General features: G+C 67.4%; 28 protein-coding genes and 1 tRNA gene. 10 read left to right on the top strand and 19 right to left on the bottom strand.

The features are described 5' to 3' along the window. Positions 1-342 precede the first annotated feature (342 nt). Together IEW22_RS01315 and IEW22_RS01320 are read right to left on the bottom strand one after the other, a co-directional pair. Positions 343-419, bottom strand: a tRNA-Ile gene (locus IEW22_RS01315). A 69-nt stretch (positions 420-488) separates the two neighbouring features. Then, a complete protein-coding gene (locus tag IEW22_RS01320) occupies positions 489-1,115 on the bottom strand; it encodes a DUF4232 domain-containing protein (protein ID WP_188584794.1) in 627 nt (208 codons plus the stop codon). A 77-nt stretch (positions 1,116-1,192) separates the two neighbouring features. Here IEW22_RS01320 and IEW22_RS01325 point away from each other — a divergent pair, with 77 nt between their 5' ends. The 3 genes from IEW22_RS01325 to IEW22_RS01335 all read left to right on the top strand — a co-directional run bounded on the left by IEW22_RS01325 (position 1,193) and on the right by IEW22_RS01335 (position 5,416). Beyond that, the gene (locus IEW22_RS01325; RefSeq protein WP_188584795.1) at positions 1,193-2,200 is read left to right on the top strand and encodes an isopenicillin N synthase family dioxygenase; all 1,008 of its coding nucleotides are present in this window, start codon (positions 1,193-1,195) and stop codon (positions 2,198-2,200) included. Positions 2,201-2,430: 230 nt separating this feature from the next. Further along, positions 2,431-3,873: a C4-dicarboxylate transporter DctA gene (gene dctA, locus IEW22_RS01330; RefSeq protein ID WP_188584796.1), complete on the top strand. Its 1,443-nt coding sequence runs from the start codon at positions 2,431-2,433 to the stop codon at positions 3,871-3,873. A gap of 316 nt (positions 3,874-4,189) precedes the next feature. Further along, on the top strand, positions 4,190-5,416 hold the full coding sequence (locus IEW22_RS01335; protein WP_188584797.1) for a tyrosine-type recombinase/integrase: 1,227 nt from the start codon (positions 4,190-4,192) through the stop codon (positions 5,414-5,416). A gap of 401 nt (positions 5,417-5,817) precedes the next feature. On the opposite strand, the gene IEW22_RS01340 is transcribed toward IEW22_RS01335, so the two are convergent. Beyond that, positions 5,818-6,039 carry a hypothetical protein gene (locus tag IEW22_RS01340; RefSeq protein ID WP_188584798.1) on the bottom strand — a complete coding sequence of 74 codons (222 nt, stop codon included), beginning with the start codon at positions 6,037-6,039 and terminating at the stop codon, positions 5,818-5,820. Positions 6,040-6,144: 105 nt separating this feature from the next. On the opposite strand from IEW22_RS01340, the gene IEW22_RS01345 reads away from it, so the two are divergent. Beyond that, positions 6,145-7,734 (top strand): Eco57I restriction-modification methylase domain-containing protein, encoded by a 1,590-nt coding sequence (locus tag IEW22_RS01345; protein WP_188584799.1) that lies wholly within the window; start codon positions 6,145-6,147, stop codon positions 7,732-7,734. A gap of 2 nt (positions 7,735-7,736) precedes the next feature. Here the strand turns inward: IEW22_RS01345 and IEW22_RS01350 are convergent, their stop codons facing one another. The 3 genes from IEW22_RS01350 to IEW22_RS01360 all read right to left on the bottom strand — a co-directional run bounded on the left by IEW22_RS01350 (position 7,737) and on the right by IEW22_RS01360 (position 10,138). Then, on the bottom strand, positions 7,737-8,972 hold the full coding sequence (locus tag IEW22_RS01350) for a phospholipase D-like domain-containing protein (RefSeq protein ID WP_188584800.1): 1,236 nt from the start codon (positions 8,970-8,972) through the stop codon (positions 7,737-7,739). A gap of 125 nt (positions 8,973-9,097) precedes the next feature. Further along, positions 9,098-9,883 carry a DUF1883 domain-containing protein gene (locus IEW22_RS01355; RefSeq protein ID WP_188584801.1) on the bottom strand — a complete coding sequence of 262 codons (786 nt, stop codon included), beginning with the start codon at positions 9,881-9,883 and terminating at the stop codon, positions 9,098-9,100. A 9-nt stretch (positions 9,884-9,892) separates the two neighbouring features. Continuing rightward, positions 9,893-10,138: a DUF2188 domain-containing protein gene (locus IEW22_RS01360; protein WP_188584802.1), complete on the bottom strand. Its 246-nt coding sequence runs from the start codon at positions 10,136-10,138 to the stop codon at positions 9,893-9,895. 243 nt (positions 10,139-10,381) lie between these two features. Here IEW22_RS01360 and IEW22_RS01365 point away from each other — a divergent pair, with 243 nt between their 5' ends. Continuing rightward, complete coding sequence (locus IEW22_RS01365; RefSeq protein ID WP_188584803.1) at positions 10,382-10,948, top strand: recombinase family protein; 567 nt, start codon at positions 10,382-10,384, stop codon at positions 10,946-10,948. Between the two features lie 47 nt (positions 10,949-10,995). Here IEW22_RS01365 and IEW22_RS01370 read toward each other — a convergent pair whose 3' ends face one another. Continuing rightward, a complete protein-coding gene (locus IEW22_RS01370) occupies positions 10,996-11,424 on the bottom strand; it encodes a MerR family transcriptional regulator (protein WP_188584804.1) in 429 nt (142 codons plus the stop codon). 54 nt (positions 11,425-11,478) lie between these two features. On the opposite strand from IEW22_RS01370, the gene IEW22_RS01375 reads away from it, so the two are divergent. The 3 genes from IEW22_RS01375 (at position 11,479) to IEW22_RS01385 (ending at position 14,128) form a co-directional block, all read left to right on the top strand. Further along, complete coding sequence (locus IEW22_RS01375) at positions 11,479-12,459, top strand: oxidoreductase (RefSeq protein WP_188584805.1); 981 nt, start codon at positions 11,479-11,481, stop codon at positions 12,457-12,459. After that, on the top strand, positions 12,456-13,460 hold the full coding sequence (locus IEW22_RS01380; protein WP_188584806.1) for an IS481 family transposase: 1,005 nt from the start codon (positions 12,456-12,458) through the stop codon (positions 13,458-13,460). The genes IEW22_RS01375 and IEW22_RS01380 overlap by 4 nt, the downstream gene beginning before the upstream one ends. Positions 13,461-13,633: 173 nt before the next feature. Continuing rightward, positions 13,634-14,128 (top strand): hypothetical protein, encoded by a 495-nt coding sequence (locus IEW22_RS01385; RefSeq protein WP_229742080.1) that lies wholly within the window; start codon positions 13,634-13,636, stop codon positions 14,126-14,128. A 64-nt stretch (positions 14,129-14,192) separates the two neighbouring features. Here IEW22_RS01385 and IEW22_RS01390 read toward each other — a convergent pair whose 3' ends face one another. From IEW22_RS01390 to IEW22_RS01420, 8 genes are all read right to left on the bottom strand, one after another. Next, on the bottom strand, positions 14,193-14,777 hold the full coding sequence (locus tag IEW22_RS01390) for a hypothetical protein (RefSeq protein WP_188584808.1): 585 nt from the start codon (positions 14,775-14,777) through the stop codon (positions 14,193-14,195). A 97-nt stretch (positions 14,778-14,874) separates the two neighbouring features. Next, on the bottom strand, positions 14,875-15,264 hold the full coding sequence (locus IEW22_RS01395) for a hypothetical protein (RefSeq protein ID WP_188584809.1): 390 nt from the start codon (positions 15,262-15,264) through the stop codon (positions 14,875-14,877). A gap of 86 nt (positions 15,265-15,350) precedes the next feature. Next, on the bottom strand, positions 15,351-16,361 hold the full coding sequence (locus IEW22_RS01400) for a hypothetical protein (RefSeq protein ID WP_188584810.1): 1,011 nt from the start codon (positions 16,359-16,361) through the stop codon (positions 15,351-15,353). Further along, the gene (locus tag IEW22_RS01405; RefSeq protein ID WP_188584811.1) at positions 16,354-17,046 is read right to left on the bottom strand and encodes a hypothetical protein; all 693 of its coding nucleotides are present in this window, start codon (positions 17,044-17,046) and stop codon (positions 16,354-16,356) included. The genes IEW22_RS01400 and IEW22_RS01405 overlap by 8 nt, the downstream gene beginning before the upstream one ends. Beyond that, the gene (locus IEW22_RS20360; RefSeq protein WP_268235449.1) at positions 17,043-17,171 is read right to left on the bottom strand and encodes a hypothetical protein; all 129 of its coding nucleotides are present in this window, start codon (positions 17,169-17,171) and stop codon (positions 17,043-17,045) included. Before IEW22_RS20360 ends, IEW22_RS01405 begins: the two co-directional genes overlap by 4 nt. A 156-nt stretch (positions 17,172-17,327) precedes the next feature. Continuing rightward, positions 17,328-17,594, bottom strand: a complete 267-nt coding sequence (locus IEW22_RS01410) for a hypothetical protein (protein WP_188584812.1) — start codon at positions 17,592-17,594, stop codon at positions 17,328-17,330. After that, positions 17,591-18,352, bottom strand: coding sequence for a hypothetical protein (locus IEW22_RS01415; protein ID WP_188584813.1), 762 nt, complete (start codon positions 18,350-18,352; stop codon positions 17,591-17,593). Before IEW22_RS01415 ends, IEW22_RS01410 begins: the two co-directional genes overlap by 4 nt. Further along, positions 18,349-18,534, bottom strand: a complete 186-nt coding sequence (locus IEW22_RS01420; protein WP_188584814.1) for a hypothetical protein — start codon at positions 18,532-18,534, stop codon at positions 18,349-18,351. Before IEW22_RS01420 ends, IEW22_RS01415 begins: the two co-directional genes overlap by 4 nt. Positions 18,535-18,643: 109 nt before the next feature. On the opposite strand from IEW22_RS01420, the gene IEW22_RS01425 reads away from it, so the two are divergent. Then, positions 18,644-18,895, top strand: a complete 252-nt coding sequence (locus IEW22_RS01425; protein ID WP_188584815.1) for a hypothetical protein — start codon at positions 18,644-18,646, stop codon at positions 18,893-18,895. Positions 18,896-18,897: 2 nt separating this feature from the next. Further along, entirely contained in the window at positions 18,898-20,310 is a 1,413-nt protein-coding gene (locus IEW22_RS01430; protein ID WP_188584816.1) for a type IV secretory system conjugative DNA transfer family protein, read from the top strand. Between the two features lie 66 nt (positions 20,311-20,376). Here IEW22_RS01430 and IEW22_RS01435 read toward each other — a convergent pair whose 3' ends face one another. From IEW22_RS01435 to IEW22_RS01450, 4 genes are read right to left on the bottom strand one after another with little or no spacing between them, the layout of a single operon-like run. Beyond that, positions 20,377-20,838, bottom strand: a complete 462-nt coding sequence (locus IEW22_RS01435; RefSeq protein WP_188584817.1) for a hypothetical protein — start codon at positions 20,836-20,838, stop codon at positions 20,377-20,379. Continuing rightward, the gene (locus IEW22_RS01440; RefSeq protein WP_188584818.1) at positions 20,838-21,077 is read right to left on the bottom strand and encodes a hypothetical protein; all 240 of its coding nucleotides are present in this window, start codon (positions 21,075-21,077) and stop codon (positions 20,838-20,840) included. Before IEW22_RS01440 ends, IEW22_RS01435 begins: the two co-directional genes overlap by 1 nt. 1 nt (position 21,078) lies before the next feature. Next, positions 21,079-22,983: a relaxase/mobilization nuclease domain-containing protein gene (locus IEW22_RS01445; protein WP_188584819.1), complete on the bottom strand. Its 1,905-nt coding sequence runs from the start codon at positions 22,981-22,983 to the stop codon at positions 21,079-21,081. Beyond that, on the bottom strand, positions 22,980-23,684 hold the full coding sequence (locus IEW22_RS01450; RefSeq protein WP_188584820.1) for a hypothetical protein: 705 nt from the start codon (positions 23,682-23,684) through the stop codon (positions 22,980-22,982). The genes IEW22_RS01445 and IEW22_RS01450 overlap by 4 nt, the downstream gene beginning before the upstream one ends. Positions 23,685-24,447: the final 763 nt, after the last annotated feature.

Below are 24,447 nucleotides of genomic sequence, written 5' to 3' on the forward strand. Positions count from 1 at the left end.
ACCGCCTCGGCAGATTGACCCCCATTGAATTCGAGACCATCATCAACCACGAGGCCCCTCAGGCCGCGTGACTAACCCTGTCACCTATCCGTGCACCAGGCCCGAGCGAGCGTCGTCGCTGTTGCCCGGCTGCTTGGGCACGAAGACGCGGCAACGACGCTGCGTCACTACGCAGGCATGTTCCCAAGCGACCTCGAACACGTTGCGAAGAAGCTCGAGGCGCGGAGTCGGAAAGCGAGGCAAAGCTACGAACTGAGAACCGGATACCGGGCGAACACCACCCCGTCACAACCCGACAGGGTGTCCCAGACCATCGATTGACCTGCGAATAGTGTTCTGACCTGGTGGGGCGGGCGGGGCTCGAACCCGCGACCTACGGATTATGAGTCCGCGGCTCTAACCGACTGAGCTACCGCCCCGTGACCTCGGCAAACGAGGCCGCCGAACAGGTTACCGCAGGGCGGCGGCCATGCCGACCGCCGGTCCGGTCAGCGGGTGAGTGGCCCCACGGTCAGCAAGGTCACCGACGCCGACCGGCAGCCGGTGGGCTGTGGGTAGCGGATGAACAGCGACGCGGTGTCGTCGGGCGGATACACCCGAAATCCGTCGACCGCCGACGGTTGACACTGGGCGGGATCGTAATTGCCCGCCTGAGCGATACGCAGTGATGCATGCGCCGACGTGCCCGGCGTGAGCCACACCCTGGTGACCTCTACATCGTCGCGGCGCGTGGCCGGCGCCCCGATCTGCGTTCCATTGTCGTCTCCGACGAAGGAGACGCCGGGGAAACCACGCAGACTGCATGCCGCATCGGAGGAATTGGTGAGCACGAGATCGACCTCGGTACCTCCCGCCGCGCCGCCACCGCCTTGCCCGATGCTGCCCGTGAGGCTCGCCGCGTGGCACTGTGAGCGGTCGACCGGGGTGTTGGTGGTGGGAGCGGCCGATGTCGCGGGTGCCGCCGGTGCGGGTGCCGACGCCGTGACCGTCTCGGTGACCGGGGCAGCGGTGCTGGTCGCCGACGACGTGTTCGACCCGGAGTCCGAGCACCCGGCGACCAGCGACACCGCACCGACGACGGCCAGCGTGGCGACTGATGTGGCACCGACTCTCATGGCCCGATCGTGCCACCGGAAAAACTCAGCGTGCGCCATTTGATGCCGCGGCGTGGCACCAAGTCCATAGTGGGGAGATGGTGCGTCCTCCCGATCTCCCTGTTCTTGATCTGTCCGGTGCCGATTCCGACCCCGATGCCTTCCGCTCCGACCTGCTGTCGGCTGCACATGACGCCGGATTCTTCTACCTCGTCGGCCACGGGATTGACACCGGGCGAATTCGTGAGGTGCTCGACCTCGCTCGCGCATTCTTCGATCTGCCCGCGAGCGACAAAGAGGAGATCAGTCAGCTCGGCAGTCCGCAGTTCCGCGGCTACTCGCGGGTCGGGCGTGAACTGACCAATGGGCTCGTCGACTGGCGTGAACAGATCGACATCGGCCCCGAACGTCCCGCTGTCTCGGGGGCACAGGGATTCTGGAATCTGCAGGGGCCCAACAGATGGCCGAGCGCGTTGCCGCGACTGCGTCCGGTGATCGAGCAGTGGTCGGCCGATCTCTCCGACGTGGGCCTGCGGTTGTTGCGGCACTGGGCCGCGGCTCTGGGCGCAGACGAGAGCGTATTCGACGTGGCCTTCGCCGAGGCTCCCGCATTCCTGCTCAAGCTCGTGCGCTATCCGGGAACCGCCGAGACCGAACAGGGCGTCGGGGCGCACAAGGATTCCGGCGTGCTGACGCTGCTGCTCGTGGGTGAGCACGCCGATGGGCTGGAGGTCGAGACCGCGGAAGGGGAGTGGATCGACGCGCCGCCGGTTCCCGGTGCATTCATCGTCAACATCGGTGAGCTGCTGGAGTTCGCGACGGGCGGCTACCTTCGGGCCACCCGCCATCGTGTTCGCGCTCCGGCGCCAGGTAGCGACCGCATCTCCGTGCCGTTCTTCTTCAACCCCGCACTCGACGCACAGGTGCCGATCCTTTCGCTAACCCCAGAACTCGCCACTCAGGCGCGCGGGGTCGAAGACGACCCGAACAACCCGATCTTCGCGACGTACGGCGAGAACGCCTGGAAGTCGCGGGTGCGCGCACATCCTGACGTCGCCGAGGTGCATCACGGAATCGGCGCGACCGGTCGCGCCTCGGCGTATTGACCGACGCTTCGGCGCCTGGGTTCCCCGCTCCCGCGCAGTGGGAGCGGGGAACCTGGTGCTGCCGGGCTTCCCTCCCGACCACCCAGACGCTACGACGGGGTACCGACAGAGCGCTCTCGGATGGGCTCCCTCACATCGGCGCCCTCGGCTACGGCACCGTGAAGTAAACATTTATCAATGCGTAACAAAAATCTGACAACCCGAAACCTGGCCTGTCGGACAATTGCGCAGTGACAGCAGAGATCACCCTTCCCAGCGCTCCGACCGAACGCACCAAGACGCCCTGGTACAAGTCGATGTTCACCTGGCTGATCGTGGCCATCGTCGCGGGCATCGTGATCGGGGCCGTGTGGCCGGACTTCGGTTCGAGCCTCAAACCCCTGGCCGACGGCTTCATCAAGCTCATCAAGATGCTGATCGCGCCGATCATCTTCTGCACGGTCGTGTTGGGCATCGCGCATGTCGGCGACATTAAGGCGGTGGGCCGCATCGGGATCAAGGCGCTCGTCTACTTCGAGGTTGTCACTACCTTCGCCCTCGTCTTCGGCCTGGTGATCGGCAACATCGTCAAGCCAGGCGCCGGTTTCGACGTCAATCCCGAGACCTTGGCAACCGGTGCCGACGCGGTCGCCAAGAAGACCAGCAACGGCGAACTGCCCCACACCGTCGAGTTCCTGATGAACATCATCCCGACGTCGGCGATCTCCGCGTTCGCCGAGAACGAGTTGCTGCAGGTGTTGTTCTTCGCGGTGCTGTTCGGTCTGGCGCTGGCCAAGATCGGCGACAAGGCGCCTGTCGTCCTCGGGTTCGTCGACCAGTCGAGTCACATCTTCTTCACGATGATCGGCTGGATCATGAAACTCGCCCCGCTCGGCGCATTCGGCGCGATGGCCTACATCATCGGTCAGTACGGCATCTCGTCGCTGGGCAGCTACGGCAAGCTCATCGGCTGCTGCTACCTCGCGGCGGTGCTGTTCATCCTGGTGCTCGCGGTGATCGTGCGCGTCCTGGCAGGGGTGAACCTGTGGAAGTTCCTCGTCTACATCAAGGACGAGTTCTTCGTCGCACTCGGCACCGCCTCGACCGAGGTGGTGCTCCCGCGGATCATGACGAAACTGACCTACGCGGGTTGTTCACGCTCGACCACCGGTCTGGTTGTCCCGACCGGCTATTCGTTCAACCTCGACGGCGCGACGCTCTACCTCTCGATCTGCGTGCTGTTCCTGTCGCAGGCGATGGGCGTGGACCTGAGCCTCGGCGAGCAGCTGACCGCGATGCTCGTGTTGATGCTGACGTCGAAGGGGATGGCCGGCGTGCCGGGGTCGTCGTTTCTTGCGCTGTCGGCCACCATCTCGGCGATCGGGCACGGCTCGATTCCCGTCGCCGCTGTTGCGCTGCTACTGGGCGCCGACCGGATCATGGACTCGATGCGGGTGTCGGTGAACCTGATCGGCAACTGTGTGGCCACCTTCGTCGTCGCCGCCTGGGAGGGCGAACTCGACAAGGAGAGAATGCAACTGGTCCTCGACGGTCAACCGGTGCCGCCGCTCGAGGAGACCGACCCGATCACCGGGGCGCGGGAACTGCTCCCCGAAGAGGAAGGTCTCGGACTGCACACCGTGGAGTCGGACATGATCCAGCGACGAGTCGAACCTGCGGCGCAACCCGACTGAGGCTCCGGGGAGTCTGCGGCCAGGGGGATTCCGCGACCTCGCGGGCTGTCTCACTGTCAATCGACGGGACAGCCCGCGGCGGTCCCCGACCCGCAACAGCAGCAAAGGCGGTCCCGATTACCTCGGAAACCGCCTCTGAACTGGTCTTTCTCTGCTCCCCCAACTGGACTCGAACCAGTCGGTGCTACCCTGGTCAGAGTCATTTATCGCAGGTCAGCGCGGTATGGTGTGCCAGGATATAGCTGAAATATGCCAACTTCCCGCATCCAATGGCCCACGCGGGGCCCACGGGGCCCACGACGACAAGGAGCAGCCCATGGCCAAGCGACGCGAGTTCGGACGGATCGACCCACTGCCCAGCAAGCGCTTCCGCGCCCGGTACCCCGACCCGACCCCGGGCAGCACCGATCGCATCCCGGCGCCGAAGACGTTCACCACCAAGACCGCGGCGCAGGACTGGCTCAACGCCCGGCGCGCAGAGATCCAGAACGGCACCTGGGTCCACCCCGACGAGGCGAAGAAGCGGGCCAAGGCCGAGGCCGAAGCCGAGGCCGCCAAAGCCGCCGAAGCCGCCCGACGGCAGATCACTGTCGGCGAGTACGCCGAGCAGTACGTCCAGCGGCGCGTCAGCGCCGGCAAGCTCGGCGGCAAGACCGCTTACGACTACCGGCTGTACTGGCACGGACCGAGGCCGAAGGCCCCCGGCCAGCGCGCGACCGCTGGCGGCCGGCTGCACCACTTCGCCGACTGGCCCATCGGCGAGGTCACCTACGACGACGTGTGCTCGTGGCACGACGAGCAATTGGAGAGCGGCAAGCTGACCCAGGTGACCCGGTGCTACGAGCACCTCAAGACCATCATGCTCGACGCCGAGGACCGGGGCGTGATCGCGCGCAACCCCTGTCGGATCAAGGACGCCAAGGCGAGCACCGGCGTCAAGCGCGATCCGCCCACCGACGCCGAGCTGCCCGTCGTCATCTCGGCGATGCCGTTGCAGCTCCAGCCGCTGGTGATCCTCGCGGCCGCCGTCGGCGGCCGCTTCGGCGAGCTGACCGCGTTCCGCAAGCGCGACTTCGTGATCGAGCACGACGACCACGGCGCGGTCGAGTGCGTACGGGTCACCGTGGACAAGGCGATCACCTACGTGCCCGGCGAGGGCCGCAGCGAGAAGGGCCCCAAGACCGAGGCCGGTCGCCGGACCGTGCCGTTCTACGGCGACGACGCCCTGATCTTCGCCTCGCACCTGACCACCGTCACCGCGCCCGACCAACTGCTGTTCACCGACGCCACCGGCGACCACCCGCTCCCGCACGGCTCGTGGACCCACCACTGGATCAAGGCGCGCAACGATGCCGGGCGTCCGGACCTCCAGCTGCACTCGCTGCGGCACTACCACGGCACCCGCTACGCGCAGCTGTCCGACGCGTCATTGGCCGAGGTGATGGCTCGGCTCGGACACACGAGCGTCGCCGCAGCCATGCGCTATCAGCACGCCGGCTCGCGGGCCGACAAGTTGGCTCGCCAAGCAGCTGGCCAAGCCTGAGCACCACAACAACCGTGCTGGGCAGTGCATCCGGACGCCCGATGGCCGTACCCGCGTGCGATCACTTCACCCTGTCCCTCGCAGCCGACGGGAGCACCCGATGACCACGCCGCCGCCCAAGTTCCGTCGCCGGTTCCGCTGCGCGACGGCGCACTTCCACGATCTACTGGGGGGTGGACGAAGACGAGACGATGACCGAGGCCGAGATCGACGCGGAGTTCGAGCGCACTTAGCCCTAGGCAACGCGATCAACGCGCTGGCCCAGGCCGAGCTGGCGGTGGCGGCTGCCGACGGGCTGCGGCCGGACTATCAGGCCGTCTGGATCAGACTGTCGCGAATGTGTTTGACTGGAACTGAACTGCGGCAGCTGACCATGCTGCTATCTCACGTGGCACTCAGGTTTAACTGTCGCTGAGTATCTGCTGAATCCGGCTGCGACTCACTCCGAAGGCCTCCTGAAGCTCCTTGATGGCCACTCCGGCGGCTCTCAGCTCCCGGCACTGGTCATCCCGCTGCTTGATCAACGAGGCGTGTTCGGCCTCAACGATACGAAGACGTTCGACGAGTCCCACAGTCTGCCTCAGGAGCGCGGTTTTCCTCTCGGCTCGTTCGACCACAGTCATGCCAGTCATGGTATAGGCTGCTAGCTCTGAATGTGTAGCCAACTACACACTTACGTTCACTTGCATATACAATGAGACTATTCATCCAACCGCCAGGAGCATGCATTGACAGTTTTCGATACGAAGGCCGTCCCGACGGACGACAAGCTTCGCGGCGGTTACTACACACCGTCGCCGATAGCAGAGTTCGTTGCCGGCTGGGTCGCCCAGGCCGGCTGCCGACTGCTCGAACCCTCATGCGGCGACGGGAACATACTCGAGCCGCTCTCGCGGCTGTCGAAGAAGGTCCAAGGTGTGGAACTGTTCCCCGATGAGGCTGCGGCCGCCGTCGCCAGGACCGGGGTCAAGGTCGAGGTCGATGACTTCTTCAGCTGGTTTGATCAGGACAAACGCGAGAGTTTCGACGGCGTCGCAGGGAATCCGCCGTATATCCGTTTCGGCAACTGGACCGAACCCACTCGCACCAACGCCCTCGATCTCATGCGCTCGGTCGACATGCGGCCCAACAAGCTGACCAATGCCTGGGTGCCCTTCGTCGTCGGCTCAGTTCTCGCCACCCGTAAGAGCGGTCGCATCGGTCTGGTGATCCCCGCCGAGCTGATGCAGGTCGGTTACGCCGCTGGCCTGCGTGAGTTCCTAGTTGACAACTGCGCCGAGGTAAACGTCGTCACCTTCAAGCGACTGGTCTTCCCTGGAATCCTCCAAGAAGTTGTACTTCTATTAGCGGTGAGGGGAGAGGGTCCAGCGCGGATTCAGGTCATCGAAGTCGACGACGCCGCATCTCTCGCCACGCTTGACATAGGTGCAGCGCATGTCCGGGCACCCTTGCACGAGCGGGAGAAGTGGACGAAGTACCATCTCGATCCCACTCAGGTCGAAGCTGTCCGGTCGTTGCGGTCCGACGACCGGCTGCACGCGATGGACAACTTCGCGTCCGTCGACGTCGGCGTGGTGACCGGGCGAAACTCTTTCTTCGTCATGTCTCCGGACGATGCGAAGGCGCACCGTGTGAGCAATCTGACGATCCCTCTCGTGGCGCGTTCGGCCCAACTGAGTGGAATCGTCTACACCGATGACGACCATCAGCAGGCAACCGGACGCAAATCGCTCCTTGATGCGCGTGGAGTCACGCTGTCACGGCACCGCGGTCTGCGCGAGTACGTTGCGCTCGGCGAGGAGCAGGATGTCCATACCGGCTACAAATGTCGCATCCGCAAGCAGTGGTGGGTAGTGCCCTCGATCTGGGAAGCCGACGCTTTCATGTTCCGCCAGATTCACACCCATCCGCGGGTCATAGCCAACAAGACGTCAGCTACCTGTACCGATACCGTGCACCGGATGCGGCTCGCCGACGGGGTCAGCGGACCTCACCTGGCCACGGCATCGTTCAACTCGATCACCTTCGCCATGAGTGAGATCATCGGCCGCAGCTACGGCGGCGGGATCTTGGAGCTTGAACCGAGCGAGGCCGAGGAACTCCGCGTCCCAGACCCCGGGCTGGTACCGGGTGACTTGATCGACAAGGTCGACGAGCTCGTTCGTGCCAAGCGCATCGACGACGCTCTCGACGCCGTGGATCAGGTTGTCCTCGTCGACGGGCTTGGTTTTACCTCGGAGGAGGTGGCGTCGGCACGCTCTGCCTGGGTCACTCTCCGTGACAGGCGCAACGGGCGGGCCAAGGGCAAGACTGCTTGACCTCACGCGATAGTGAGCCAGTAATCATCATTGACGTCGAGCGCGATCTCCAGATGCATACCGGTCACGTCAACGCTCTTTAAGATGTCCGCGATCGGCTCAGTGTGAAGCTGACTGATAGGTACAGCTCGTGTCCCCTGCATTCTGTCTGGGTCAGTGCTGACCTTCAGAGTGATCAGCCCGTAGTACTTCCCACCGATCGTGGTGTGCATCGGCACCTGCGTCGTGTCGATGGGGTTGCCCTTGCTGTTGTTGCCGCTATGGGTCCAAACAAGCGGGCTGAACAACTGGTTCCTAAGGAAAGACACGAAGAAGTCCACCTGGTTCATACCTTTACTCTGATTAACCAGGCTACCCTTCCCTAGAGGGATGCTTCCGCGTGAGTTGGCCCCGGCTCCTGGCTTACGGCCAGCGTCCGATCTGGACAGCTTCTTGCTCCACTGACGAACGATGACGGCCGGGGCCGGCGCAGTCGAGGGAGGAGTCGGAGTGACGGGCCCGGGATGACCACCTGAGGTCGATCCGGCGGCACCGCCAGACTTTCGGGACGGTAGCGGTGCGTGCACTAGTGGAACCGAGACTAACGTGGACAGGGTATGCCCCGTTGGCTTCGGGCTGGCTTTGCTCCCCCCCGGGGAGGTGATCGTCCGTCTCGTTCGAGCTGGCTTGACGTCGAGGACACCAGCCTGCACCAGCGCCGTCAAATCCGCAGGGTTGGATATTACGTACAACCCTGACCTGGGGCTGACGAACCAGTCGTCGATGGCGTCGGCGATCGAGTCCAGCACCGCGGATGGGTCTGATTTGCTGTCGATGATCAACCCGGCCTCGACGTGCAGAGACGTGACGCCGTACCCGGTGAGGTTCGCCGATCCGACGTAAGCCGTGGAAGATCCGTCCGCGCGCGTGATGTGGATGACCTTGGGATGGAAGTAGCCCGTCTGATAACTGACTATCCCGAGCTCCATGCCAGTGCGTGGCGCACCGGTCACTACGAGAAGGTCCGCCATAGCGTCGTATGAGGTCTGCCCGTCATTCGAGCCGATCAGAAACCTGGTGTGCCCGTCACTCTGCGCAAGCGACCGCAGCGCATCTTCAAAGTAGCCGAGAACACCTGATCCGAAGAAGCCCGTCTGCACACGGAGCGCAGTCGGCCCCGAACCCCCGATCAACTCGCTGTCCAACCATGTGCCCAGCGCATGCCTCGGATCACGGGACCCAGAATCGATATAACGCATGCCGCTAACTATATCCAGCCCCCGCGCACCGGTGCGGCACGTAATCCTGGTCCCCGATAGCTGAGACACTGGACGCGCAGCTTCAGGCAGCGGCTTTCCGCGCAAGCCTGGCGCGTGTGTCTCGGCTAGTCCGCTACTGGGCCGACGACCGCTTCAGCGATCTGGTCAGCGATCTCGGCGATCTTGAACTCGCCGGTACTCAGCGCCCGCTTGTCGGCGAGCGACGGACTGTAGCCTCTGACTTGTTCGGCGGTCACGTCGTGCCAGATCGGTAGCATCGTCTGCTCGCCTGCCACGGTGCGCGTAACGAGGCCGTCCAGTTCGTGGTTCGTCCACCCTTTGGCGAAGAACGCCGGCGACAGCACAACGACGCCGAACCGGCTGGACCGGATACCCTCATCGATCTTGCGGCGCAGGCTGTCTCCGATCTTGATTTCGGTCTTGTCCAGCCACACCCGGACGCCGCGCTCAGCGAGCTCGTCGCGCAGCGGCACGGCTATCGAGTCCTTGTCCTCGGTGGCATGCGAGAGGAATACGTCCCAGGTCTGGCCGCCAAGGGCGTCGCCCACCGGCTCGACGGGCTCGCGGACCTGGATGTCGCGGACCACGCTCGACGACTGCCGGAACGTCGGAAGGTTGCCGCGTGGCGGGGGCTCCACATTGATCCCGGACCGAATCTTGCCGCTTCCGCCGCCGAGATCGATGGCGACGACCCACCGCCCGTTGCTTGGAATCTGTATGCGCGCAGGAGACCGCTTGACCAGGCCGCCGTAGTAGCGGTGCCTGCGGCCCGCTTTGTATGAGCGGTAGTCCGAGGAGGTCATGAGCAGGACGTTCGCCTGCTTGTCCAGGGAGACCACGACCGTGGCCCCTTTGCTCTGCTGGCCCAGGTCGTAGTGAATGTGCTGCACCCTCGGTCCCTACCGCTTGTCCCGCGGCGGGAATGGGTCACTGCCCGGCGCCACGGTGTCGGAGTCCCGGATCTTCCCGTCCTGGCCGTGGATGCGAACCTCGCCGCCGCCGGCATTGCCGACGATCTCCCTGGCTCGGGCGATCGCTTCGGCCTGAGTGTCGGTGTGCGCGCTTGCCCGGCTCCCGCCGGGCTTCTGCACGTTCCAACCGCCGTTGGTGTCCGGAACGACGTGCCGCCTGTTGTCGTTGCTCATGGCAGGGCCTCCTTGTGGGCATATCGATTTTGGGAGCAAGCCTATTCCGCAGGTACGACAGAGTCTGCGAACACGATAGCGTGCGTCGCACACCTGTTCGACTTGTTAGCCCTCGGGGCCTTTTCGCAAGCCGGTCGGTGAGCGGACGCTCCGCGAACGGTGTGTCGAGCAGGGCCGACACACGTCCGTAAGGCCTGTACGCAGAGAGTCGCATTGAAGGTACCGCTAACGTACACTTAAGGCATGAAGATCGGATACGCCCGCGTCAGCACCGACCGTCAGGACCTCACCGCGCAGATCAACGAGCTGGTGTCGCTCGGCGTAGACGAGAAGAACATCTACTCCGACCCCGGGTTCACCGGGACCAACCGGCAGCGGCCCGGTCTCGACCAAGCGCTCGCCGCCGCCAGCCACCCCGGCGCCGAGTTCGTCGTCACCAAGCTCGACCGACTGGCTCGCTCGATCCGCGACGCCAAGGACATCGCCGATGCGCTCGTCGCCAACGGCGCCGTCCTGCAGATCGGACGCAGCGCCTACGACCCGAGCGACGCGATGGGCAAGATGATGTTCAACATCATGGCGACCTTCGCCGAGTTCGAGGCGGATTTGATCCGCCAGCGCACCAAGGAGGGCATGGCCTTGGCCAAGGCCCGAGGTCGACTCAAGGGCAAGCGGCCCAAATTACCGCCGAACCAGGAGAAGCGCCTGGTCGAGCTGCACGCCACGGGTGATTATTCGATCACCGAGCTGGCAGCGGACTTCGGCGTCAGCCGTGCCACGGTGCACCGCGCCGTGGCACGGGCGGGCTAGATGTTGCGGGGCAGGAGGTTGTTGACGCCTGCCGGGGGCCGGTGTGATCAGGCTCCGTGCCCGGGAGCCCATAGCCCAGTCGCGGTACCGGCTTGAAGGTGCTCGCTGTAGACGCCGACCTTCCATTCGATCAGCGCCCGGCATTCTTCGAGCGCGTGGATCTGGGCCTCGATGCGTTGGCGGTGTTCGTCGAGGAGCTTGAGTCGTTCCTCCTCGTTGCCCGGCCCTTGCCTGACGAGGGTGGCGAACCGGGTCAGGTCCGCGAGAGGCATGCCGGACTCGCGGAGTTTGACGCAGATCTGGAGCCAGTCGATGTCGACGGCGGTGTAGGTGCGGCGACCGCCGGACGTTCGTTGGACTGGGCCGATGAGCAGGTCCTGTCGCTCGTAGTAGCGCAACGTGTGAACGCTGAGGCCGGTGCGCTCGGCGACCTCGCCGATCGTGAAGGTCTCCTGCTGCTGGGCCTTGGTGGTCATGCCAGACCTTTCCGCGCTTGATCTAGAGTCCGCTCTAGATTCTAGGTTCGCGTCATGACAATCAACCAACAGGCACCGCTCCAGTCAGGATTTACGGCCGCGTCCTCGGCAGAGGAGGTGATAGCCAGTGTTGATCTCGGCGGCAAGACGGCGCTGGTCACGGGCGGATATTCCGGCCTGGGGCTGGAAACCACGCGAGCCCTGGTGAGGGCGGGGGCGCGGGTGCTCGTACCGGCGCGGCGTCCGGAGCTCGCCGATGCCCGACTGGATGGCCTCGAGTGCGTCTCGGTGATTCCGATGGACCTGGCCGATCTCGCGAGTGTGCGCAGGGCTGGGCGGCGCCTCCGTGAGTCCGAACCGAAGCTGGACATCGCGATCGCTGCCGCTGGGGTCATGGCCTCACCGGAGCGGCGCGTCGGACCCGGATGGGAGAGCCAGTTCGCGATCAACCACCTGGGCCACTTCGTCCTCATCAACCTGCTGCTCCCGTTGCTTAGAAGCGCCGACGGTGCTCGCGTGGTGTCGTACTCCTCGGCTGGACACCACCTGTCTGATGTCCGGTGGGACGACCTGAACTTCGACCACGGCTACGACAAGTGGCTGGCATACGGCCAGTCGAAGACGGCCAACGTCTTGTTCGCAGTGCACCTTGACGCAGTCGCGAAGAACGAGGGGATCCGCGCCTTCTCCCTGCATCCCGGGGCCATCATCACCGACCTGCAGCGCGACATGACTGTGGCCGAACAGATCGAGCGGGGGTGGATTGACGCAGAAGGGAATGTCATTGGGCCCGGCTTCAAGACGCCGAGCCAAGGCGCAGCGACCGGGCTGTGGGCGGCGACGTCCCCCGTGCTGGAGAGCCGTGGCGGGGTCTACTGCGAGGACTGCGACATCGCGCCGCTCGCCAGCCCGGGAGGATCGATGGACAACGGCGGTGTTCGTGGCTACGCCATCGATCCCGAAAGTGCCGAGCGTCTATGGCAGGTGTCGGCCCAGGTCACCGGTGTCAACATCAATGGCGGAGGGACCGAGTGACTCACGCCAACGCACCACTGTCCATCGAGGGCCGTCGGCGGCTGATCGAGCGGTGCCGAACCCGACCGATCGCTCACGTTGCAGCTGAGATGGGCATCTCGCGCGCCTGCGCGTCGAAGTGGGTCAGCCGCTGGCGGCGTCACGGTGACGCTGGACTCCAAGATCGCTCGTCGACTCCGCATCGGAGTCCGCACGCGACTCCTGCCTGGGTCGTCGAGAACATCGAGACCTGGCGGCGTGAACACAAGTGGGCGGCCCAGCGCATCACCGACGAGCTTGCCGACCTGGGCTACCAGACCAACCGCCGTACCGTGACTCGACACCTAACCCGATTGGGCCTTGGTCGACGACGGTTCCTCGACCCTGGGGGCGAAAATAACCGCAAGCCGGGCAAGATCACCGCCCGCTGGCCCGGGCACATGGTGCACCTGGATGTGAAGAAGGTTGGCAGGATCCCCAACGGCGGCGGCTGGCGCATCCACGGCCGCGACAGCGACCAAGCCAAGGCCGCCGGCCGCGCCAAGTCAGCTGGCGCAAAACGCGGGTACACCTACCTGCACTCGGCCGTCGACGGATTCTCGCGGCTCTCCTACACCGAACCTCTACCCGACGAGAAGGGAGCGACCGCTGCAGCCTTTCTCGCCCGGGCCAGGGTCTGGTTCGCAGCCCACGGGATCACGCGCATCCACCGCGTCGTGACCGACAACGGCGCGTGCTATCGCTCGGGTGACTTCGCCCTGATCGTTGGAACCCAGTCCCGGCATCAGAAGACCAAGCCCTATACGCCTCGCCACAACGGGAAGGTGGAGCGCTATCAGCGAATCCTGGCCGAAGAAGTGCTGTACGCCCGGGACTTCACCAGCGAGGACGCGCGCTCAGCTGCAATTGCGGTCTGGAACGTCCACTACAACTACCACCGACCACACTCAGGCGCAGGCGGTCAGCCACCGGCATCCCGACTACGGGAAGGCGTCACCAACGTCCAGCCCTCATACAGCTAGATGTCAGACCCCGCCGATACCGTCGCCGCATGTCCTACACCGGCCCCTTCGGTGAGCCACCACCGCTGCCACCTGGTGCGGAGGGCCCGACCTACAGCGTGCCCAGCAGGGCCGGGGTCCCCGGCCCTGGGTGGGGGTTGGAAGGAAGGGAAGGGGGTGATGGTCGAATGACAGTGACGCTCAATGTCAGCGCCAGGGTCTACCCTCTGACCATGACCCGAGATCAGCTCATCGCCACCCTCTGGCGCCTCGTCGAGGTCGTCGAGGCGACGGAGCAGCGTTGGGCTGCCCTGCGTGGCCTGACCGCCGGATCGCCCGCTCACCGGCAGATTTCCGGCGAATTGAACCAGCTCAAGGCAGCGTTTGACGGCCTCGGCGGGCCGCAACTGCTCCCCGCCGACGCCGTGGACTCGATGGTGCTGACCGCCATCGTCGTCGCCATCGAGGACGAGCGTGCCTCTACTGTCCGTGGCGCCATCCGCGTGCTGGAGGATGACGAGCGCGCCGCCCGTGCCCGGGTCGCCGAGCGGTCACGGCAGCGCCGTGCCCGTCGTGCCGATCACGAGGCGCGGATGGCCAGCGATCACGCGGCGTGGGCCAACGCTCAGCGGACCCGCTGGGCGATCACGGACGCGGTCAGTGACCTCGGTCGCCGACTTCGACCCTGATCACTACCCAGACAAGAGATCCCGCCACCTTAGCCAGGTGGCGGGATCTTGTTTTATAGCGGTGTCAGCCGTAGGACGGACCACCGGGGGGCGGCCGACGCGGTGACGAGTCCTGCTGTGGCGCAGCATCATCAACCCCCGCGACTTTGAGATGTGACGGTAACGAGGGCCGGGTGCACGATTCACCCAACATCGACGCGAGCGAATCATGCGAGGCCTGCGTCGCCTCCGGCGACTGCTCCCACGCCACATACGCCGGGATGCCCTGGTCGGTGGTGGTGCGCAGCAGGAAATGCCGCATCTCCTCGCCCTCGGACTGAGTCACCTTGCCATCGGGTCCGCCGAGTGCAGCCAGCCCACCCCGCCGGCCCCTCCGCTGCAGCCGAGCCTCATAGGCATCGGCCAATGATGTGCCGTCAGCTGACCTCTCACGCATCAGAAACGCCGCGATCAGCCCTGCCGGAATGCCTACCAGCGGTGCCTCGCTGGTCAGACTGCCGATACCCTGTGCCACTTGTGCCCGAGTGCGGTCGCGGCGCTCGCGCTGCGCCGCCCGGTGCTCATCGGCATCGGCCAGATCCGCACGCGCATCCTCGACCGCGGCCTGTCGGCGCCGCAGTGCCTCGCGGCGATCGTCACTGCTGGTCATTGGGGTCTCCTATCTATCTAGTATCTGCACTCACCCTGCCGGGGGCGCCCACACCGGGGCACGCGCCCCGGTGTGGATCAGGTGGTGGTGGTGCGGCTCAGCGCGCCAGGGCACCGGCATCCGGGACGCCGGCGATGTCGACGTCGAACACATCGATACCGTCGATACCGTCGTGCACGGTGATGGGCGAGCCGGCGATCACCGTGCTCTCACCACCGGGCACACGGTGCAGCGTGCCGCTGTGACCGGCCACGGTCAGCACCCCGTCGCGGATCGTTGCCTGGCCGGCCCACAGCGTCGAGCCGGGCAGACCCGGGATGCCGGGGATACCGGCGATGGCCCGGTAGACGCCCGGGGCCGGGGCGGACAGACCATCGGCAGCACTGGCCGTACCGGTGCCGAGGACACCCCCGGCCACTGCGGCTGCTGCTCCGGTGGCCAGCACGGCGGCTGCGACGCGGTTGCGGAAAGTGTTGGTGTTCTTCATCGTTTCTCCTTGTGGGTTGTTGCTCGTGTGGTTGCTCAAGACGGTCGAGGGGGATCGTGGTGTGTGGTGGGCTCAGTCGGTCGGCATCACCTCCCCTCGGTGGTGGTCGCCGGAGCGGTCTGCTCCGGCACGTATTCCAGGGCGGCCACCACGACCGAGCTGCCCATCACCGCGACGACCCGGTTGGCCGAGTCATCCTGCGGCGCAGCAGTGGTCGTGGTGGTCGCAGCGGTGCCGGTGGTCTCGGTCGCCGAGGATGCGTCGCCCTTGATCGCCACCACGTCGACCTGGTCCTTGCGTAGACCGGCGGCATCGGCGGGTACGGCGCCGACCACGGCGTAAGTGCCGGCCTTGCCCGACGGGCAAGCACCGCTCGCATCCTGGTCACCACCTGGCCACGACGCCACAGTTCCGACCTTGAGGCCGTTGTCAGCGGTGTCGACTGGGATCTTCCACCAGGTCTGCTTCGTCGCCGTGTGCGGCGAGAAATCGTCGACCGCGCCCGTAGTCTGTTGCGGCTGAGGCAGATACAGGCCCCAGCTGTTCGCACTGAGCTGGAGCAGTTGCAGCTTTGCTGGATCGGTCTTGAGCGAGGTGGCCACCTGGCTGGGCAGCGGTGCGCTGTGGATCACCCGCAGCCGCATCGACGCAGACGACGGGATCGAGACCGTCTTGTCGACTTGGGCCTTGGCCAGGTCATTGCAGACGTCGATCGGCGGATGCTCGATCTCGTCGCGCTTAGCCGTCGCGGTGGTCTTGAGCGCGTTGGTCTTGTCGGTCACCTTGGTCTTGACGTCGGCGACCGTGCTCTGAGATCCGATGCTGTGCAGGCCATAAGCGACGCCGCCGCCGACGGCCAACACGACCGCCGCCGCCACGGCGACCGCGACCTTCGGCACGCGGCGAGCGGGAGCGGCCACGGTCTCGCCGGTCACTGACCCCGCCGCCGGCGGCTGCGCCGCAGGCGCGGGAGCCTGGGGCGCCACCGCTGCCGGGATCTCCTCGATCACCTCCTCGACGATCTCGACGTCGTCGCCGATCTCGCTGGGATCGACCGGATCGCCGTTCTCGTCGACGTACTCGTACTGATCAGGCATCGGGGACCTCCTTCTTCACGACGACCCGGCGCACCACGCGCCGCGTAGTCGGGGCCGGGGCGGGTGCCACCGGCGGCTGCGGGTAGGTCGGCTGCGGCGCGGGCCCATACGGCTGCGGCGCCGTCGGGGGTGTGTAGACCGGGGCCGCAGAGGGTGCCCCCTCGGGTCGCACCACGCCCTTCTGGCGCAACGACGCCATAAAGTTCGGGAACAGGCTCGGTGCCACCACCAGAGATCCCAGCAGCAGCGCGAAACCGCCAGCGATGAACATGTTCTGGAACATGGTGAGCGCCATCGTGATCGCGGTGCGCAGCCCCAGGAACAGGAGGCCGTAAGCGAGGCCGATCAGGCTCAGCATCGGCACCGAGCACCGGCTCAGGTACCCGCCGGACACGGCAGTGGCCGACTTGCCCACTTGTCGCAAAAAATCGGCATCGGCATCGCCGTTCGCCGGCTCACCCGACGCGGGGATCGCCAGGATGCCACGGCTCCACAGGCGGGTGGCGATGAACGCCACCGCCGCCGCGAGCACTGTGGCGACCTTTTCGGCATATCCCTGTTGGGCCACCACCCAGGCCAGTACGCCGATACCGCCAAAGGCGAGCAGCGTGCCGACGATGCGGATGATCTCGCCAGCACCTGTTTGGATGTGGACGTTGACCGGCTGCGGTTGTGGGTTCGTCATTTCTTCTCCTCGTTGTCTCGTGCGCGTGCGCGCTCGGCTGCGCGCTGATCCCGGATGGCGTTGACCGCCAGTGCGATCGGCCCGCTGTAATGGCCCAGCAGTCTGGGCACCGTGGTCAAGGCCAAGACGCCGATCACCAGCGCGGCCAAGGTCGCCGTCGGTCGGCCGCAGCGTCGTGGTGACGCTGGACCCGGGCAGCGGCCGGGTCCGCGGCAGCTCGGGTTCGATCCCGGCCAGGCGCCGCGTCTCGGCGCTCACGCCGGTGGGTGCGGGTGCCTCGCTCATCGGTTCCCCTCCCGGAACTTCTCGGGAAGCCGGTGCGCTTCGCCACGCACGGTCAGCCACGCCGCCACCGCGGCGTCCTGGCTCGTTCGGTCGTACGTCGAACGGTCAGCCGCGCTGTTCATGAACTCCAAGGCCTCGTCGGTCGTGAGCACGTTGCGCGCGAGCCAATCGGTCTTCGGCGGGTGCGCCTGACTCCAGTCGCGGACCGCCCAACGGATCGACTCGGCCACATCCCGCAGGCGCTCCTTCATGTCGCGGATCATCGCTCCTCGTCCTCCTTGCCCCAGTAGGTCTGCTCGTCCGCATCGTCGACGGCGATCGGCTCGGGTTCCGGCAGCAGCTCGTCGGCGCCGTAGACCTCGAAGCCGATGCGCTCGGAATCCGGGATCTCGCGCCAGCTGCCGTCGCGGTTCTTGGCCGACGGCGCGACGGCCCTGCGCGGCACCGCCGCCCAGCCCCAGGCGCGGATCGCCCACGCCGCCGTCGCGCACGCGACGACCAACGACCACTGGAGGTAGCCGAGCAGCCCGCCGAAGCCGATGAAGTCGGCGGGGAAGTAACGGCCCGTGCCCAGGCCCACGCCGAGCTTCGGCCAGCCGAGGTGCAGGTACGCCGAGGCGATCCACCGCCCCACCAGCAGTGCGCCGGCCGCGACCAGCCACGGCCAGGCCCACAGCCGTCCGATGCGCGGCGACGCCCACTGCAGCGCTCGGTAGACGCCGTGGCCGAGCAGCACGCCGGGCCCGACCCACACCGCGGCGAGCACCGCGAGCACGCCGAGCTTCCCGATGCGCCGGCGCTCGCCGCCGGAGCCGTGGGTCTGCCGGTACCACCACGACCGGCCCACGCCTGCGTGGCTGGTGGCGCCGGACAGACCCGCCTCGGCCCGGCCGGCCCGGACCGCGGCGCGCGTCAGCTTGTCGGCCCGCATAAGCGCAGACGACTCAGGCGCGGCCCCGTCGCGAAGGAAGTCGGCGCGCTCGGCCTCCCATCGAGACTCGTCGCGGGCGGGCCACTTCATCGGCCCTCCCCGAGGCAGCGGTCCAGATCCGCGGTCGTGGCGATCGGCAGGCAGCGGGCCACCCGCCCGCGCGTGTCGCCCTGGTGGCCGGTGGCCATCGATCCTCCGGCCATCGCGCCCAGGACGAACACCAGTGCCAGGGCGATCAGGATTATCACGGTCTTGAAACCGCCTGCGCGCATTGGCCTCAACCTCTCTACTTGACATAATGTCGTTGTCGGAGACATTACCCAACCGGGGTAGGGTATGCAATAGTTATGTCAAGTAGATCGATGAGAGAGTGGGAGCGACATGGCTGACCGACTGACCGCCAAGCAGGTGGTGCCGCTGACCGAGGAAGAGCGCGCCGAGCTGCGCGACATGGCCTCCGCGCACGAGATCACCCCGGGGTTGCTGGCGCGCGCGCTCCTGCTGCGGGGGATGGGCGAGCTGCGGTCCGGGGATGCGATGTCCCTCAGGGCCGTGGCCGCCGAGAAGATCGCGGCCGCCAAGCGGATCACCGCTGGCGCGCGGGCCGCCGTCGCCCAGCGATGGGGGAAGTGACCGTGGGCATCCGAGACATCTCCCGCTCGGCGCAGCAGCGCAGCGCCCCGCAGCCCGCCGACGAGCCCTACGTCGGGATGGCCGCCAAGGGCGATCCCCGCCCGCGCCGCACCGGGATGCCGCACGCACTCGTGACGGGCGTCACGGGATCAGGCAAGTCGAGGACCGTCCTGGCACCGGCGGCCCTGGAGTGGGGCAAGCGCCCCGCGGTCATCGTGAGCAGCAAGGCCGACCTGGCCGGGCTCTGCGCCCCGACCCGGGCCCGCTACGGGCCGACCTACCTCATGGACCTCTCGGGGGAGGTCGACGACGCCGAGCTGAAGGGCGCCCCGGTGATCCGCGTGGCCAGCGACCCCATCGCGCTCATCCACGACGACGACTCGGCGATGGAGCTGGCCACCCTGCTGCAGGAGGTGGGCCCCCTGGCCGCCGGCGACAGCACCGGCGGCGGCGGTGACTCCGGTTTCTGGAAGTCGCTCGCCCAGCAGCCGCTGGCCGCGATCCTGCGGGCCGCGCACGGCTACTACGACGTCGAGGCCAACGAGGACCGCGACGGCGGCGGCGTCCGCTGGGCGATCGATGCCACGATCAACAGCGACGCCCCGGCTTCCATGGCCAGCGGCGAAGACGACCAGGACGGCCCGCCGCCGCTCGACCTGGTCACCGCGAGCTGGGACACCGCCGTCCACCGGCTCGAATCGATCGGCAGCCGGCACGGCCGCGCACTGCTCACCGCCAAGGGGCGGCCCGACGAGCAGAAGGCCTCCATCGGCATCAACATGCAGGTCGCGCTGAACAGCTGGGTCATGGACGCCGTCGCCGGGTCCGGAGATCTCCCGGTGTTCCGGCCGGAGATGCTGGAGGCGCCCGGCGCGAGCCTGTTCATCGTCTCGCCGCTGACCGGTGCCGCCGGGCCCGCTGCCGCGGCCACCCTCACCGCGATGGTCAACCACTGGCGCAAGCGGGTCGGCAAGCTGCCGTCGCTGCTGATGATCGTCGACGAGCTGCCCAACACCAGCCCGCTGCCCCGGCTGGCCAACTGGATCGGCGAGGCGCGCGGGCTCGGGGTGCGGATCATGGCGGCCGTGCAGGCGACGTCACAGTTCGAGCCCCGCTGGGGCTCGGCCCAGCTCAAGGTCCTCAAGGACGTCTTCCCGCAGATCCTCGTCCTGCCGCCCGGCGTCACGGAGCAGGAACTCCTCGAACGCGCGGCCTGGGCCGCTGGCCAGGCCGAGCGAGCGACGACCAGCACCGACACCGCTGGCCGGGCATCGCAGGGGCGCGACCGCACCAACCGCATCGACGCGGCCGAGCTGATGCCGCCGCCCGGCTACGGTCGGCTGCTCATCTCCGGCACCCCCGGGCACCTGGTGCATCTGCCCGACCTCGACGCGACCGACCTCCGGCGCGCATAGCGCCGCCGACGACAAGAGACCCCGTGACGATCGCCGTCACGGGGTCTCTGGTCTCTGCACTGCCGCTCACATCTTCTGACCGGCGCCCTGGCGCTGCGCCTGCTCCTTGCGCCGGTCCTGCGCCTTGTTCGCCGCGTGAACCCGCTGACGGCTCGCCTCGACCCGTTCGCGGGCCCGCTGCTGACGCAGATCCCCGGCGCTCTCGGCGCCCGTCCGGCCCGCGGACGCCGGCCCGGTCTCGGCGGCCTGGGTCCGTCGCTGCCCTTCGGCCTGCTCGCGGCGCACCGCCTCGGCGCGCTCGGAGCGCGCCCGGTCCTCGTTGCGGGCCCGCTCGGCGTCGGCGACCCCGCGCTCGACCTGCGCCCGTTCCCGGGCCAGTGCCGCTCGGCGCTGGCGCTGCGCGTGCTCGAACTCGCGGGACTGCAGCGCGTCCTCGCCGAACCGCTGCGCGACCGCCTGCTCGCCCTCGGTGGCCAGCAGCGTCCGCATCTGCGCCGATCGCTCGACGTCCAGTTCTTCCTGTGCCATCAGATCCTCCCTCGTCTGCGAGCGAGCTCGCGATAGGCGTCGGCCCTGCGCCGCAGCGCCTGGGCCTCCTTGCGGTACTCGTCGGCGGTCGAGACCGACGACACGAAGTTGTAGGTGCCGCCGCCGTACCACCGCGCCGACCTCTCGTAGCGGCTGTCGGCCTGCGCCTCCAGCCGCGCGGCCTGCCGCTCCAGCAGGTCGGCCTCGACCTCCGGCGGCAGCTCATCGCTGTCGTTCATGTCACTTGCTTCCTTTCATCCTGCGCCCGGCCTGCTGCGATCGCCGCTGGCCGTTCTGCTCGATCTCCGTTGCCAGCGCATCGCTGCGCCCGCGCATCCGCACGCCGCGCTCCTCCGACGTCTCGGTCATGAAGGTCTTCTCGCTCACGGGATCGCCCACGCGCTGACGGCCCTTGTGGTTCTGCAGGCCCATCTTGTGCGCGGCCGTCAGCGCCTCCCGACCGTGCGGCACCACCTTGAGATTCCGCATCAGCTCGGCCGACGAGAACCGCTCGGCGGCCTCGGGGTCGTAGACGGGGATCGCGTCGCGGCGCTCCTGGGCCTCGCGGTTGGCCTTGGCGGCCTCGGCCTTCTCCGCAGCGGCCGCCTTACGATCGGTGACTGCATCCTCATGCACCTGCTTGGCCTCGGCCCAATCGGCATTCGCCTTCCGGCGGATCTCGTCCCGATCGCCCTTGGCGTCCTCGACGACCTCATGGGCGACCCGCTTGGCCTCGGCGGTGGTCTGTCGGGCAGCTGCGTCGGCGTCAGCCTTGATCTCCCTGGCCTCGACCTGGGCCTGTTCGGTGATGGTGCCCGCCTGGGTCTGGGCCGCGCTGACGATCTGGCCGGCCTCGGTCCGCGCATCGGCCTCCAGCGACTCGATCCGCTGCACCCGCTCGACGAGCCCGGCATCGACGTCGACGGCCAAGGGGCCCTCGCCGACGTCCACCCGGGCGCTCGCCCGGCCGTCGGCGCCGCGGACCAGCTCGACCCCGGGGACCTGTTCGCCGGTCGCCAGCGCCCGGGCGGCCCGGCCCTCGTAGGTGCCGCCGGTGGCCTGCACCGCCTCGGTGTAGGCGGCCTGGGCCTGCTCGTCGTCCCACGGCGGCTTGCCATCGACGGTGAGGTACTGCGGCCTGGGCCGGTCCGGTGCCACGGTCGGCGTGAGCGGCACCAGCACCGGCTCGGGCACGTCGAGGGTCTCGCCGCGCTCCAATGCCGCCGCGTTGGCCTCGCATCGCGCCTCGACCTCGGCCTTGGTGAACTCCGGGCCGATGCCGGTCTTGCCGCGGGCGCGCGCCTTGCGCTCCAGCCCGTCGTCGCCGACCCATGCGTAGCTGACGCCGGACTGCCCGTGCACCTGGACGTCGACGGCCATCGCCTGGCATCGGGTCACGTAGTCGGACCAGCCGTCGGACTGCGCCAACGCCTCGCGGAGCTTGAGTCTCACCTGGTCGTGGTTGGAGTAGCCGCGCGCTGCTCGCTGGGCCAGGTCTGCCTTGGCCACCTGGCCCTCGCTGAACCGCCGGCAACTGTCCACGTAGGCGGCGTTGTCGTAGCGCCACTGCTCCAGCACGACCTCGTCGACCATGCCCTGGAGCCGATAGATGTTCTTGATGTCGCCGTCGATGGCGCGCCCGGCCTTGTAGTGCTTGACCAGCTCGTCGCCGTCGGCGCTCGTCCACCGCAGCGTGACCTCCTGCTCGGCGACGTTGGCCACCATCACGTGGGTGTGCCAGTGGCCCTCCACCCACCGGCGGTCGTCGCCCTCGCCCTCCCAACGCCCGTTGTCGCGCTGGGTGACCAGCTTCGCCTGCCGGCCGGGGAACGTCCGCGCCACCCATTCCCGGGCGAGCTGGTGGGCGAGCCAGCCGTGGAAGTCGTTGGTCGGGTCCAGCTCCTCGTGGCTGTGGCTGAGCACGTAGGAGTACGCCTCGCGGACGAGGCTGGTCTGCCCGAAGGCGAGCGCCGTGCGCCGCATGTCGGGGACAAAAGTCTCGGGCGTGCAGTCGCCGACCGTGCTCACGTACTCCGCCCGCTGGCTCGGACCCCGCGGGTTGTCCTGGTCGTGGGCCGGCGCGGTGCCCATGTAGCCGTCGAGGGACACGGGGTCGTCGACCGCGCTGCCCACCAGGGTGGTCATCGCTCCACCAGAGCCTCGACGCTCGCCCGGAGCCGGGCCAGCTCCGCGGAGTTGGCGTCCAGCGCCGCGCGCAGCTGCTGCATTTCTCCGGTGACGCTCACCGGCAATTCCTTGTACCGATTGGTGAATTTAACGAGCTGATTGAAATTGTTCCCCTGGCGCGCCAGTTCCATTCTTTGATCGCCGACGGATTTGGCGACGGCCCGCAATTCCTCTTTCAGTCCTTTGCGCAGCTGCTCGCGCACGAGCACTTCCACTCCGGCCGTCCGGCGCTGCAGGTAGGCGTCGACAGCGGCCTGCACGATCACGGTGATGCTTCGGCCCTCGACCTCCGATCGGCGCTGGAGCGCGGCCCGGGTGCCGTGGCGCGGGCGCCAGCCGATCAGCTTGTCCAGCTCCGGCCGCTGCGCCCCCTTGCGCGCCCTCCGGGGCTTGGCCTCGCGGGCGTCGAAGCGCGGATCGATCCGCGCCGCGGCCCGGCACCAGCTCGCCGCCCGCTTCTCGCTGACGCCGTCGATCGCCGAGGCGATCTCCGCGTACGGCGCGCCTTCGGCGCGCCGTCGCAGCGCGTCCCGCACTGCGGATCGCGACGGCTCCGGGCCCCGGGGGCCCGTCACCGCCGCGACGACCTCGGAGGCCAGCACCGTCAGATCCACGACGGCTGACGCCGTCGGATCTTCGCTGCTGGCCTCCTCGGTCATGGGAGCCACGATACCAGAACATCTGCGACCGGAGGTTGCAGCCACGGTGAACGTCCCCGCCGTTAAACGTCGGCGGCTTCGCCGCCTCCGTTCAACGCCCCTCTCGCTGGCGCTCGCGGGGTCCGCGGGGGTCCACCAGGGGGGTGCTGCGCCCCCCTGGACCCCCAGCCAACAAACGGCCCTGACCTGCGACGATGCGATCATCGCCCCGAATGCGCCCACGCGCCGGCTCGGCCGCGCATCCGAGAACCGCCGCCGACCGGCAGAAAAATGGCCCCTGCGTCACGGCGCCTTATTACTAATGGGCCTATTCCGTCGGCGCCATACCGCGCCGTTTATGCCGCGAATCGCCTGTGCAACCTGCTGACCTGCGAATAACCGCCGCGAACACATAGCCACCGCCAGCGGTTCCGAGGGCCTGAAACAGAATTGGTGCTGGCTATGTCCGATTTCAACCCCTGGTCAGAGGCCATTTTCACTGGCTGGGTGCCTTCTGGCCGTGACGCAGGTGTCAGGGTGCCAAATATCGGCCCCTGACGGCCTCGACGGCCGGTGCGGGGGCCTCTGCGGGCACCATCAGTGACCGGTGCGATCCCGCGGCTGTGGCCGCCGATCCGGTGGCGGGCGCGTCGTCACATCGCCCGAGAGGCTCGGGACGCGCAAGGGGATGGGCAGCGGATGCCGGTGCCCATCAGGTCGTTGCCCGGCCGGCACGGGCCAGGGCCGCCCTGCTTCCTCTCGCACGTCCATCGCGGCCGAGGAT

The sequence above is a fragment of the Gordonia jinhuaensis genome, assembly GCF_014639795.1.
Lineage (GTDB): Bacteria > Actinomycetota > Actinomycetes > Mycobacteriales > Mycobacteriaceae > Gordonia_B > Gordonia_B jinhuaensis.

What these genes read in the sequence shown, in the direction of transcription:
- IEW22_RS01320 (WP_188584794.1), bottom strand. Translation starts at nt 1,115, where the DNA reads ATGAGAGTCGGTGCCACATCAGTCGCCACGCTGGCCGTCGTCGGTGCG.
- IEW22_RS01325 (WP_188584795.1), top strand. Translation starts at nt 1,193, where the DNA reads ATGGTGCGTCCTCCCGATCTCCCTGTTCTTGATCTGTCCGGTGCCGAT.
- IEW22_RS01335 (WP_188584797.1), top strand. Translation starts at nt 4,190, where the DNA reads ATGGCCAAGCGACGCGAGTTCGGACGGATCGACCCACTGCCCAGCAAG.
- IEW22_RS01340 (WP_188584798.1), bottom strand. Translation starts at nt 6,039, where the DNA reads ATGACTGTGGTCGAACGAGCCGAGAGGAAAACCGCGCTCCTGAGGCAG.
- IEW22_RS01350 (WP_188584800.1), bottom strand. Translation starts at nt 8,972, where the DNA reads ATGCGTTATATCGATTCTGGGTCCCGTGATCCGAGGCATGCGCTGGGC.
- IEW22_RS01360 (WP_188584802.1), bottom strand. Translation starts at nt 10,138, where the DNA reads ATGAGCAACGACAACAGGCGGCACGTCGTTCCGGACACCAACGGCGGT.
- IEW22_RS01365 (WP_188584803.1), top strand. Translation starts at nt 10,382, where the DNA reads ATGAAGATCGGATACGCCCGCGTCAGCACCGACCGTCAGGACCTCACC.
- IEW22_RS01370 (WP_188584804.1), bottom strand. Translation starts at nt 11,424, where the DNA reads ATGACCACCAAGGCCCAGCAGCAGGAGACCTTCACGATCGGCGAGGTC.
- IEW22_RS01375 (WP_188584805.1), top strand. Translation starts at nt 11,479, where the DNA reads ATGACAATCAACCAACAGGCACCGCTCCAGTCAGGATTTACGGCCGCG.
- IEW22_RS01390 (WP_188584808.1), bottom strand. Translation starts at nt 14,777, where the DNA reads ATGACCAGCAGTGACGATCGCCGCGAGGCACTGCGGCGCCGACAGGCC.
- IEW22_RS01395 (WP_188584809.1), bottom strand. Translation starts at nt 15,264, where the DNA reads ATGAAGAACACCAACACTTTCCGCAACCGCGTCGCAGCCGCCGTGCTG.
- IEW22_RS01400 (WP_188584810.1), bottom strand. Translation starts at nt 16,361, where the DNA reads ATGCCTGATCAGTACGAGTACGTCGACGAGAACGGCGATCCGGTCGAT.
- IEW22_RS01405 (WP_188584811.1), bottom strand. Translation starts at nt 17,046, where the DNA reads ATGACGAACCCACAACCGCAGCCGGTCAACGTCCACATCCAAACAGGT.
- IEW22_RS01410 (WP_188584812.1), bottom strand. Translation starts at nt 17,594, where the DNA reads ATGATCCGCGACATGAAGGAGCGCCTGCGGGATGTGGCCGAGTCGATC.
- IEW22_RS01415 (WP_188584813.1), bottom strand. Translation starts at nt 18,352, where the DNA reads ATGAAGTGGCCCGCCCGCGACGAGTCTCGATGGGAGGCCGAGCGCGCC.
- IEW22_RS01420 (WP_188584814.1), bottom strand. Translation starts at nt 18,534, where the DNA reads ATGCGCGCAGGCGGTTTCAAGACCGTGATAATCCTGATCGCCCTGGCA.
- IEW22_RS01425 (WP_188584815.1), top strand. Translation starts at nt 18,644, where the DNA reads ATGGCTGACCGACTGACCGCCAAGCAGGTGGTGCCGCTGACCGAGGAA.
- IEW22_RS01435 (WP_188584817.1), bottom strand. Translation starts at nt 20,838, where the DNA reads ATGGCACAGGAAGAACTGGACGTCGAGCGATCGGCGCAGATGCGGACG.
- IEW22_RS01440 (WP_188584818.1), bottom strand. Translation starts at nt 21,077, where the DNA reads ATGAACGACAGCGATGAGCTGCCGCCGGAGGTCGAGGCCGACCTGCTG.
- IEW22_RS01445 (WP_188584819.1), bottom strand. Translation starts at nt 22,983, where the DNA reads ATGACCACCCTGGTGGGCAGCGCGGTCGACGACCCCGTGTCCCTCGAC.
- IEW22_RS01450 (WP_188584820.1), bottom strand. Translation starts at nt 23,684, where the DNA reads ATGACCGAGGAGGCCAGCAGCGAAGATCCGACGGCGTCAGCCGTCGTG.